General features: G+C 44.1%; 9 protein-coding genes. 2 read left to right on the top strand and 7 right to left on the bottom strand.

What is annotated here, in order from left to right; translation table 11 throughout:
* Positions 1-27: 27 nt before the first annotated feature.
* The 3 genes from ACTW1R_RS13560 to xylB form a co-directional block, all read right to left on the bottom strand.
* Positions 28-1,494: a glycoside hydrolase family 1 protein gene (locus tag ACTW1R_RS13560; protein WP_375826484.1), complete on the bottom strand. Its 1,467-nt coding sequence runs from the start codon at positions 1,492-1,494 to the stop codon at positions 28-30.
* A gap of 141 nt (positions 1,495-1,635) precedes the next feature.
* A complete protein-coding gene (xylA, locus tag ACTW1R_RS13565; protein ID WP_008380597.1) occupies positions 1,636-2,943 on the bottom strand; it encodes a xylose isomerase in 1,308 nt (435 codons plus the stop codon).
* 117 nt (positions 2,944-3,060) lie between these two features.
* Positions 3,061-4,557, bottom strand: a complete 1,497-nt coding sequence (gene xylB, locus ACTW1R_RS13570; protein ID WP_270289786.1) for a xylulokinase — start codon at positions 4,555-4,557, stop codon at positions 3,061-3,063.
* A 250-nt stretch (positions 4,558-4,807) separates the two neighbouring features.
* Between xylB and ACTW1R_RS13575 the strand changes: the two genes are divergently transcribed.
* Positions 4,808-5,986, top strand: coding sequence for an ROK family transcriptional regulator (locus ACTW1R_RS13575; protein WP_015510297.1), 1,179 nt, complete (start codon positions 4,808-4,810; stop codon positions 5,984-5,986).
* Positions 5,987-6,041: 55 nt separating this feature from the next.
* Here ACTW1R_RS13575 and ACTW1R_RS13580 read toward each other — a convergent pair whose 3' ends face one another.
* The 4 genes from ACTW1R_RS13580 to ACTW1R_RS13595 form a co-directional block, all read right to left on the bottom strand.
* Positions 6,042-6,875, bottom strand: coding sequence for a carbohydrate ABC transporter permease (locus ACTW1R_RS13580; RefSeq protein ID WP_005228444.1), 834 nt, complete (start codon positions 6,873-6,875; stop codon positions 6,042-6,044).
* Complete coding sequence (locus tag ACTW1R_RS13585) at positions 6,876-7,787, bottom strand: carbohydrate ABC transporter permease (RefSeq protein WP_489927299.1); 912 nt, start codon at positions 7,785-7,787, stop codon at positions 6,876-6,878.
* 128 nt (positions 7,788-7,915) lie between these two features.
* A complete protein-coding gene (locus tag ACTW1R_RS13590; protein WP_489927300.1) occupies positions 7,916-9,241 on the bottom strand; it encodes an ABC transporter substrate-binding protein in 1,326 nt (441 codons plus the stop codon).
* Positions 9,238-10,854 carry a glycoside hydrolase family 43 protein gene (locus tag ACTW1R_RS13595; RefSeq protein WP_489927301.1) on the bottom strand — a complete coding sequence of 539 codons (1,617 nt, stop codon included), beginning with the start codon at positions 10,852-10,854 and terminating at the stop codon, positions 9,238-9,240. Before ACTW1R_RS13595 ends, ACTW1R_RS13590 begins: the two co-directional genes overlap by 4 nt.
* A gap of 266 nt (positions 10,855-11,120) precedes the next feature.
* Between ACTW1R_RS13595 and ACTW1R_RS13600 the strand changes: the two genes are divergently transcribed.
* Positions 11,121-11,915: a helix-turn-helix transcriptional regulator gene (locus tag ACTW1R_RS13600; RefSeq protein ID WP_270289781.1), complete on the top strand. Its 795-nt coding sequence runs from the start codon at positions 11,121-11,123 to the stop codon at positions 11,913-11,915.
* Positions 11,916-12,027: the final 112 nt, after the last annotated feature.

A 12,027-nucleotide genomic window follows, 5' to 3' on the forward strand; every position in this document is an offset into this window, starting at 1 on the left:
TCCATTTTCAGCTACTCCTTCGTTACATCATGTTTCACTTGTCAAACTTGCCCCGTTGGTGCGAATCACCTCTTGATACCAATAAAAACTATCTTTCGGGATGCGCGCCAACTGACGTTCGCTTTGATTGTCGCGATCAACATAAACAAACCCATAGCGTTTTTTGTATCCATTCAACCAACTCAGTAGATCTGTAAAGGACCAAGCACAATAGCCGATCAGCTCAACCCCATCCGTGATGGCCTTTTGCAGTTCCACCAGATGTTCCTGCAAATAGGTTATGCGATATGGGTCATGGATCTGTTTGTCTTCTGTCAATTGATCGATAGCGCCTAACCCATTTTCAGTAATAAAAATCGGCAAGTCATAATTGGCTTGGATGCGGCGCAAGGCTACACGGAAACCAACGGGATCGATCTCCCAGCCCCAATCTGTTTTTTTCAAGTGAGGATTTTCTGCTGTCGCAAACATGGTTTCTTCGGGTGAGAACTCACCAGCTGCCGCTTGCATCAAATACGGATCGACTTTAGAAAATTCTTTCTTTTCAGCTGACTGCTTTTGCAAATTGTTTTGCTGGGCCGTCCCACCGTGATAGTAATTGATTCCTAAGAAATCAGGTTTTGCCTGTTTTAATAGTGCTTGATCTTCTGGAGTGACTTCAGGAGCCAAGCCAACTTTGGCTAATTGCTTGTACACAAATTTCGGGTATTCGCCTTTGCAATAGACATCTAAAAACCATGCGTTGTTGAAGGCTTCGCCATTTTCTGCTGCCAGCACATCTTCTGGGTCACAGCTAAACGGATACATCGGTCCATAGCCAAAACTTGGACCGATCTTGCCCTGAGGAACCAGCTCATGGCACAAATTGATCGCCTTAGCATTGGCAAGGTTGATGATATGATTGGCTGCATACATCCGTTTTAAGTCTTTCAAGCCCGGCGGATGTGCCGCCCAACGGTACCCAAGAGAAGTGAAGACATTTTGTTCATTCATGGTGACCCAATAGGTGACTTTCTTTCCTAGGCGTTCAAAAAGGATCCGGCAATACCGTTCAAATGCTTCTGCTGTTTCTCGGCCTTCCCATCCTAAGTATTTGTCTTGCAAAGCCTGGGGAAGGTCCCAATGATACAGCGTCAAAATCGGCTCTACTCCTTGCCGAAGCAATTCGTCCACCAGCTTTTCGTAAAACGCCACACCCGCTTCATTGACCGCGCCTTCGCCATCAGGCAAGATTCGCGACCACGCCACGCTGAAGCGATAGGCTTTCAAGCCCATTTGCTTCATCAAAGCAACATCTTCTTTGTACCGATGGTAATGATCGATCGCCACTTTGCCGTTGGTTTCCTCAAAAGTATTGCCAGGAATTTGGGCATAGGTGTCCCAAATCGACGGACCTTTGCCGTCTTCTGCCCATGCTCCTTCAATTTGATAGGCCGCCGAAGCTGCCCCCCATAAGAAGTTTTCTGGGAAAGGATCTAAGTTTGTGTGAAACATCAAGTTGCCTCCTTCATTTCCTAAACCGAAATAAATCGGTTACATTTTATCGTATCATAAGTTGGTTGATTCGTAACAATTGCTAAAAAATATTTTTTAGGTGAAAAAACTGCCGCTCCTCAGAACGACAGTCGTTTCTTATTAAAACAGGTAATCATTCAAACGAGATTTCACATATTCAATGTGGCTGGATTCTAATTCGATTTGATCATGAGCCAATGCGTAATCTGTCAGTGTTTCTAAGTTTTCCTCATCAGCAACGATCTTCGCTCCGATGCCTTCTTGGAAAGAGGCGTACCGTTTTTCCTTCAACTCGTCTAAGAAGCGGTCTTCTTTTAGTTTCGCTGCTGCTTTCAACGCTCTGGCATACGTATCCATACCAGCGATGTGGGCTAACAACAGATCTTCCATTTCAAATGACGAACGACGGACTTTAGAATCGAAATTGATTCCTCCCGGCGCGATGCCGCCGTTTTCTAAGACTTCGTATAAAGCGAGTGTGGAGTCAAAGACGTTGGTTGGGAATTCATCCGTATCCCACCCTAACAGCATATCTCCTTGGTTGGCATCCAGTGAGCCTAATGCGTTATAGCTACGGGCAACGGCGATTTCATGTTCAAAGGTATGGCCAGCTAATGTTGCATGATTGGCTTCTAGGTTTAATTTGAAATCTCCTTCTAAGCCGTAGTGCTGAATGAAGGCCATCGTTGTCGCTGCATCAAAATCATATTGATGTTTTGATGGTTCTTTTGGTTTCGGCTCTAATAAGAACTGCGGTTTATGACCGATTTTTTCGCCATAAGCGATCGCCATTTTGAATAGACGGGCGATGTTGTCTTGTTCAAATTTCATGTCTGTATTCAACAAGGTTTCATAGCCTTCACGGCCACCCCAGAAGACATAGTTTTCGCCGCCTAATTTTTTCGAGATATCTAAGCCTTTTTTGACTTGGGCTGCCGCATACGCATAAACTTCCGCATTATTGGTGGAAGCAGCGCCGTTATTGAAACGAGGATGTGAGAACATATTTGCTGTATTCCATAATAGTTTGATTCCCGTTTGTTCCATTTTTTCTTTGATCAAATCGGTGATTTCGTCTAAGTTTTGGAAAAATTCTTCTAACGTTTCTCCTGCAGGTGCCACGTCAACATCATGGAAACAGAAGAACTCTGCCCCTAATTTTTCGCAAATCTCGAAGAAGGCTTCTACTCGATTTTTCGCCGTTTCCATTTCGGTGTCACCGATCCACGTCCGTTTGTTGACAGGTGCGCCGAAAGGATCAGAGCCGTCTTGCGTCATCGTATGCCAATAGGCGATTGCAAAACGTAGATGATCTTTCATTTTCTTGCCTAAAACAACTTCTTCGGCATCGTAGTGGCGAAATGCAAACATATTGTCTGTTTTAGGACCTTCGTAGCGGATTTTTTCGATCTCTGGGAAATAAGTCATTGTTGTTGCCTCCATTTTATGTTTTTTAGTGTAATAAACTAACTTACTTGTTTCCAATCATTTAGAACCAAAAACGATTCCTTGCTTTGATCATGTAGATTGCCTGCTGCCATTACGCTACTCGATTTGCGCCAATGCATGGCAGATAGGTGCGGTTTGTTGGTAGACGGTGCGGTAGATCGCATAAATTTCTTGGTATTTGGCGACATTTTCAGGAATCGGTGCAATGGCCTTGCCGTATTTGACAAAGGCGTTAACACAGGCACCTGCATCTGGATAAATGCCGCTGCCGATTGCTGCCAGCATTGCTGCGCCCATACCTGGACCTTGCTCAGTAGACAAAGTCAGCATTTCTGCATTAAAAATATCGGCTTGCATTTGCAGCCATTCGGCATTTTTCGCACCGCCCCCCACAGAAACGATCTGGGTGAATTTCCGCTGTGCCCGTTCTTCCATGATCATTTGGGAATCTTTTAAAGAGAAGGTGATCCCTTCTAAGATGGCACGACTGAAATGCTTTTCGCGATGCCGTGTGTCGATGCCGATAAAACTACCCCTGATTTGGCTGTCGGTATGCGGGGTGCGTTCGCCCACGATATAAGGCGTAAACAGCAGGCCTTCTGCCCCTGGGTTTACCTCACTGATCGCTGAAAGCAATTCCTGAAACGATTGGTTGGGGGCAAACGTATCACGATACCAGCTTAAGGAATTTCCAGCGGCTAACGTGACCCCCATTGAATACAACTTGTCTTTGATCGCATGACGGAAAAGGTGTAGATCTCCTTGATAATCAACCTCTTGCGCTTCTTCAAAGGATAAGAACACACCGCTAGTGCCAATCGACACCATGCCGACACCTTCGGCGATGATCCCTGAACCTAATGCAGCACAGGCATTGTCTGCGCCACCTGCATAGATCGTCACCTCTTGTTCAAACCCAAAAGCTTCTTGCAGCTCTTTTCGCATTTGCCCTACAGGCGCTGCTGATTCAAAAAGCGGTGGCAGTAAATCCGATGCGATTGCGAATTTTTCTAGAATGGCTTCAGACCAGCACTTCTTTTCGATATCCAGCAGTAACGTACCCGCCGCATCGGAATAATCCATCGAATAGTTCCCAGTCAGCCAAAAAGCCAAGTAGTCTTTTGGCAGCATCATGTGACGAACTTGTTGCCAATGTTCAGGCTCGTGTTCTTGGACCCATAAAATTTTTGGTAAGGTGAACCCTTCCAAAGCAACATTCTTGGTGATTGCTTTTATTTCCTCTCCAAAGGATGCCATGATCGCTTGGCATTGTTTGGTGGTTCGAACGTCATTCCATAATATTGCCGGACGAATGACTCGGTTTTCTTCATCCAATAAAACAAGACTATGCATTTGCCCAGAAAAGCTGACGCCGATCAATTCCTTCTGCAGCGTTGGAAGCTGCTGGATCAAGGTTTTGATCACCTTATTTGCCGCCTCTTGCCAATGCACCGGCTCTTGCTCACTGAACCCCGGTCTAGGGGATGACAATGGATAGTCAGCACTTGCTGTTCCTTGGAGTTCCCCGGTTTGATCAAAAACTAAGCCTTTTAACGCACTTGTTCCTAGATCCAACCCTAAAAAATAAGCCATCTCTTCTCTCCTTCCTCTGTTTGAAGCAGTTAACCATTGACCCTTAATCGGTTAATTAGCATTCAAAACTAACTAATTGGATAGTAAACGATTCTCGCATTCCTGTCAAGCGCTTTCAACGAATCTTTCATGGTTTTTCCTTCTCAAACTGCTGCTCCTACATTCTGCGTCTTTTCTTTATTCTTCAGCTTGCACAATATTAATTTGCACGGTAAACTAACACTAATCACATCTACGAAGAGGAGAACACATGATTATCAATAAAATGGGCATACGCGAACAAAATGAAGCGGCTGTATTGAAGACGATCATTGACAATGAAAATGTGTCACGAGCGGAAGTGTCAAATTTGACCCATCTCAATAAAGCGTCTGTTTCTCAAATAACCAAAAAACTGATCGACACGGACTTCGTGCGCGAAGTCGGCATTGGTGATTCCACTTCGATCGGTGGTCGCAAACCGATTCAATTGCAATTCAATCACCGTAGCAGCTTAGCTGTTACCTTTGACATCGGCTATAACTATGTTCGAGGGATGCTCTCTTATATCAATGGCGAGATGATCGCCTCTGCCGACCATTCCCATGAATTGATCACCAAAGAAAATGTACTAGCGACGATCGATTCCATGATGAAAGAGTTTTGGCCGCAAATGCCGCAAACCACTCATGGATTAGTAGGAATCTGTTTGGCGATCCACGGCATCGTTCACAATCAGACGGTTACCTTTGCCCCCTACTACGACTTGGAACACTTTGATTTGATCGCCCCTTTGAGCCAAAAATACAATACGGCGGTCTATATAGAAAACGAAGCCAATCTGACGGCTTTAGGCGAGTACTGTTTTTCTTCTGATTCCACGAATTTACTGAGCGTCAGCGTCCATAGTGGGATCGGTGTCGGAATCATCGTTGATGGGCAGCTACAAACCGGTACTCACGGCATGGCGGGGGAAGTTGGCCATTCTACGCTCTTTCCTCACGGCAACTTGTGCCCTTGCGGCAATCGAGGCTGCTTAGAGCAATATGCGTCGAACAAAGTCTTGTTTGACACCTACAGTCACTATACAAAAACAGCGTTCGTTAATTCGGATACCTTTGCACAAGCCTATCATGCCGGAGAAAAATCAGCAGTCGAGTTGGCGCAACAAAATGTTGAGTTTCTTAGTATTGGGCTAAACAATGTCATCACTTTTTCTGATCCCGAAGAAGTCTATATCAACAGCTCGGTCTATCGCAAAATTCCTGATTTATTACTGGCGCTGCAACAAAAATTGACCAGCCAGTTCACCAAAAACACGAAGATCAAAAACAGTCGATTAGGCGATCAGGCCCCGCTGTTTGGCGGCAACGTTTTAGTGGCGAAACATTTCTTGAATATCAACGATTTGCGCTTTGCGGCACTTGATCTCTCCCGTGTGATCCGTTAAATGAATGCTGGACTGAAGACTCAGTCCAGCGTTTTCTTTTGGTAAAAAGGTCTCGCTATCCTTTGATTCCGCCAGCCGTCACACCGCCCACGATGTATTTCGATAGAAACAGGTAAATCAGCAATAAAGGAATAATACTTAAGGAGATCCCTAGATACATACTGCCAAATTCAGTACGGTAAACATCAGTTTTCAGCAATTGGACCAGCATCGGCAACGTATACTTTTCCGTATCGTTGATCAAGATCAAGGGCATCAAGAAATTATTCCACGAGGTCACGAACGAGAAAATCGCCATGGTGGCTAAGCCCGGTTTCATCAAGGGCAACATGATGCGATGGAAAATTTTGATTTCGCCGGCTCCGTCCAAACGAGCAGAATCTGCCAAATCAGGATGATAGATCGTTTCTAAGTATTGCTTTAAGAAAAAAACGGTAGCAGGTGATGCGATCGCTGGTAAAATCAATGGCAGAAAATTATTTAAGAGCCCTAAGCGATTCATAAATTGATAAAAACCGATCATGCTGATTTGCTGGGGAATCATGATCAGCCCAAGAATGACAGCAAACAGGACTTTCTTGCCACGAAACTCATAGGCGATCACGCCATAAGCTGTCAATGCCGAAAAATATACATTGAGAACGGTAGCGCCAGCCGCAATCAAGAAACTATTTTTAAATCCATTGAAAACATTGAAGCCTCTGCCCATTAAGACGGACCAGTTGTATTGGAGATTACCGCCAGGCCACAAGGACAGCCCTTGCTGGATCTGTTCTGCTGAACGGGTCGCATTGACTAAGACGACCCAAAACGGCAGAATACTTAAGATGGTCAGCAACACCAAAAAGACATAGATCAACAATCGTTTTGCTCGATAGCTATTTTCCATTTATTTTCGCCCCACTTTGCTGTTTTCTTTGAAAAATTGAAACAATAACGTGCTTAATACGATCGAAAGTACCAATAATAGCACCGACGCGGTTGCGGCAACGTTGAAATTCCGACTCCCGGTAAAGGCTTGGTTGTAGATAAACATCGTGATCGTTAAGACACTATTGTTGGGATTGCCGTTTGTCAGCAAAAAAGGAATGTCGAACATTTGCAAGCCGCCAATCAAGGATGTCACTAATGTATAAAGCAAGATTGGTTTTAACAAAGGCAGCGTGATCTTGCGGAAAATTTGACCATCATTGGCTCCATCGATCATTGCTGATTCAAAAAGAGCATCATCAATGCTCAAAATGCCCGAAACTAAAACGATCGTTGTCTGACCATACCACATCCAAAATTGGATAAAGGAAACGATCAGCCGAGTGCCCGTTTCACTACGGAAAAAGTCATAGGGCTGGTCCAAAACACCGAAATGCTGCAAGACTAGGTTGATCGGACCTAACGGAAAACTGAACAAAACGAAAAATAAGATTGCTACTGAAGCGGCAGTAATGATGTTGGGTAAGTAAAAAACGACTTTGAAAAAGCCTTTCCCCCGCAAGCGCAACTTGATATTGGTAAACCATGCCGCCAGCAACAAAGCCAAGCCAATTTGAGGGACAAAGTTTACGCCCCACAAAATAAAGGTATTGCTGATGGATTTTAAAAATAACGGGTTGCGAAAAATCGCAAAATAGTTATCCAGTCCGACAAGATTGGCAGCTGGATTCCACCCTTTTAGATCCGTAAAGCTTAGGTAAATCGTATAGAGAATTGGATAAAGCTGAAAAACAAAGAATGCTAGAAAAAATGGTGCGATAAATAATAGCCCATAGCGATGATACTGTTCAAATCTTCTCTTATTCTGCATCGTAATCCCCCTGATATTTTTTTCTTCTACTGCCAACTTCTGCCTGTAAAGACAAGCCCTTTAAGCAGCGCATAGTACCTAGAAAAGGTTGAAACCGACCCCGTCTTCGGTGCCGGTTTCAACAACACCTAATCTACTTGAACATCTGGATAAGCATTGACGACCGCATCTTTAAAGTTTTGGATCGCCGTTTCCTGATCCACTTCGCCTTTTGAATATGGTGTCAAACAACTATCCGTAAAGAGGGTTTCAATCGTTTGGTCATACTCGGTCAGAATTTTCGCGTTGATGTCTTGAACCATATCGGCAAATTCTGCATAGTGGTTTTGACCGCCTAAAAATTCCTCTTCATATTCGCCTTTAATTTCTTCAACGACTCGCTCATTCGATACAAAATCACCGGTATCTTCGGCCCATTGTTTTAAAAATGCTTGATCTGTGGTCAAGTAAGCCACCAATTGCGCAGCTTCTTCTTGCATCTCAGAAATTACCGTAGCACCGATCCATGTGCCGCCCCAGAACCACGACGACGGTCCTTGGATCATGCGCCAGTCCCCTTCTGTTGAGCTGGAGTTATCGGCAGCTGTCGCATTTGGTTTTAACCAATAGTGCAGCCCCCATGTCGGCAAACTATAACCGAATACATTGTCGCCATTCATTCCAGCAAACCAAGCTTCTGATTGTCCTTCTGTATCTTGTGTCAGGCCTTCTTCTACAAATTTTCGTGATACATCCAACAAGTCATACAAACTGTCGTCGATCACTAATTTGCCGTCTTCAACCCAGCCATGTTCGCGTTGTCCATAAAAAGGCTTCGCCAAATCTTGGACACTAGAGATCATATAGGTGGTTCCACCACTTTTTTCTTTGACTGCTTTGGCTTGCTCATAGAACTTGTCATAGTCTGACAATGCCGCTTGCGCAGCCGCTGGATCATCGATTCCTAGCAGCTCTTCTGCCATCGATGCTCGGTAATAAAACCCGCCAGGAGCAGCTTGCCAAGCCAAGGCATGAAGAACCCCGTCTTTTGAAGTCCCTACGTCTTTGACATATTGATACGTATCTGCCGCGGCTTCATCAAGCCCCAGTGAACCAAGGTCTGCCATCATGCCTGATTCCACATATTTTTTGACAAAGGCAGATTCTAAAGCAATCACATCTGGTGCATCTTTGGAACCGAGAATCGGATCGAGCTTGGTCTCGAATTGGTCAGAAGGAATCTCCACGATCCGAATGTCATAGGCCAAGTCGTCATGCGCCGGCAAATAGTAATCATTGATCATCGTTGATAATTCTGAAGTAAAGGTCCAAACCACGAGTTCATCCTTGCCACTACTTCCCGTTGCGCTATTATCTGAGCTGCTGTTTCCAGAACCATTCCCGCAGCCACTAAGCATAAAAGCTGCTAAGCCCGCCAATGACACTGTTTGTAAGACCCGTTTCCAATTTTTCATCTTTCTTCCTCCTCGATTTTTTGATAGTTAAATGAATCAAAATCAGCAGCCAAACGATTGCCGGTCGTATCGATCGCAAACATCCCTACAAAAGCCCCTGTAAAGAACCCACCGTAATGTTCTGCTACATAGTCGTCAGACAATTGCAAGCTGTCAAATAGCTGATCGATGACCTGCCACTCTTTTTGATCAAACGAGTACGCGTATTGATAGTGGGCATAATGAACGATCGTTTTGAAGTAGACTGTTTGTACATCGGCTGGTATCACAACTTCTGGTGCTTTTTGACTCTTCAGTTGGCCCTTTTCGCTTGTCAATACAGTGATGATTCTGCCTTTCGTCTCATCATGAGTGATGTAGATCGCCGACCAGTTTTGTGTATTGTAGTAATTCGTCATGCCTGCTAACTGTAGAAACGAGGTCGGTGAAAATTCGACGGCAGTCGTTGCTTCGAAACGAAAATCGCTCCATCTTCTTGCCACCAGTGCTTGATGGAACAAGGAATTGAACGACTCTCGCCCATACAAGCGCAAGTACCCTGGTCGTGCGGTCAAACTACCGATTTCCTCAGAAAAAGGAATCCGCAAGGTTTGAAACACTGGTGCCAACGACGCCTCTTCAAAATCATCAAAGCCTGATTCTGTTTCCCACGGATGTTCGGGCAGCTGTGGCTGTGGGACTTCCTCTTTTGGAAAGTTTCCGCCTGTGATATACGGCCAATCATTTTCCCAATAAACAGACTGGATCGCTGTTTCTCGTCCGAGCGGGCAATAGCCGCGATTTTCTAAGAGGGGCGTTTCTGGATACTTCAGCGCTCGCCCTGTTAAGTGAACAAAATACCATTCATCGGTCTGCGTTTTCACAAATGAACCATGGCCAGCTTTTTGTAGCAGGATCTCTGGCTGTCCCCAGGAACTGATCAGAGGGTTTTGAGGATGAACTTCATAAGGCCCTTCGATGTGCGTCCCACGAGCGATGGTACTTGCATGTTCAAACTTGGTGCCGCCTTCTGCCGTCAATAAATAATAATAGCCGTTCACTTTATACATAACCGGTGCTTCCGTCAATTTGCGCTCTGTTCCTTTGAAGATGATTTTGGGCTGCCCCACCATTTTCTTGGCTTGCCAATCAAACTCTTGGAGAGCGATCCCATAAAAGGAATGGTTTGTCGGACGATAATCCCAAACCATGTTCAGAAAATATTTTTTGCCGTCTTCGTCATGAAATAACGAGGGATCGAAACCAGAAGAATTCATATAGATTGGTTCTGACCAATCCCCATCAATGGTTTCACAGGTGATCAAATAATTGTTCACATCTTTCCAACTATTAGATTGTGTTTTGACATCTGAATAAATCAACCAAAAACGACCATCACTGTAACTTAAGTTTGGCGCCCAAACGCCCCCAGAATCAGGGTTTCCCAGCATATTCAACTGACTGACACGATTGACTGGTGTACTGATCAAGCGCCAGTTCTTCAAATCCTTCGAATGGAAGATGCGCACACCTGGAAACCATTCAAAGGTCGATGTAGCAATGTAATAATCTTCTCCTGCACGACAAATACTCGGGTCTGGATGAAAGCCTGTTAGTATCGGATTGGTAATCAAAAAAATTTCCTCCTCTTTCCCTTTTTGGCATTTTGTGATTCAACTGAGAGTCAGTAGGAATGAGCTTCATTCAGTTAGTAAGTTTTCTTTACTAATATACCTAACAAAAAAAAGAAACTTGCTGCTGCAGCTCATTTTAAAAAAATTCACTAATCATTGTTCTATTTACTTTCTTCAGCTGAACTGTCATAATTATAGAATGAAATCGCTATCATTCACAGGACGATTTCCACACATCGATAGACAAAAAATGGAGGATAGATCGCGTGACCATTTTAGAAGAATACCATTTCGGCGAATACCTAGGCGTTTCCAGTTACCATCCCTACTCGCTTAATTACATGGAACATTTTCATCGTTCCTTTGAATTGCTTTTTTGTAGTGATGGTCAAGCGGTTGTCAAAATCGAAGAAAGTCCCTATGTCATTACGACAGGCCAAGTGTTATTAGTCATGCCTTATCAGACTCATGCCATTGAAACCCCTAAGGAATCACAATTGCATATTCTTGTGTTTTCACCTGAGTATATTCCAGATTTTTACGCCAAAACGAAAGATTTCGCTTTGTCAGATCCGGTGATCACCATTGATTCATCTGTTGCCAAGCAACTTTACTATCCTTTATTTGAAACGGATTCCCTCTATTTACGAAAATCGGCACTGTATCAAGTCCTTTACCTTTTTGAACACCAAACGACTTTATTGCCAGCCAAAAATCAAGAGGATATCCTGATCCAGCTACTTGTTTACATCGAATCCCATTTCAAAGAAGAACTGACGCTCGAAAAACTAAGCAGCAGTATCGGTTATAGCAGCGTCTACGTTTCCAGAATGATCACCGATAAATTGAAAAGCACCTTTCCTCGGCTTTTGAATCAAGCAAGAATACGCCATGCCTCTTTTTTGCTGACCCATAGTCTCTTGCCGATTACGGAAGTAGCAGAACAAGCAGGCTTTCAAAATGTGCGAACCTTCAATCGAAATTTCAAAGCATTGACCTCACTGACGCCAAAAGAATACCGTTTAAAACACAATGCTCATTTTTCGTTGCTGAAGGAATAGCGTAAAAAAAGCAGCTTCACTTAGCTGTAAAGTGAGCTGCTACAATCTTACTCGTTTTTCTAGTCAGCCTTTTGCCTCATTCCTAGAAACTAGTGAAAAACGCTCTAACTCC

The sequence above is a fragment of the Enterococcus sp. R12 genome, assembly GCF_058135755.1.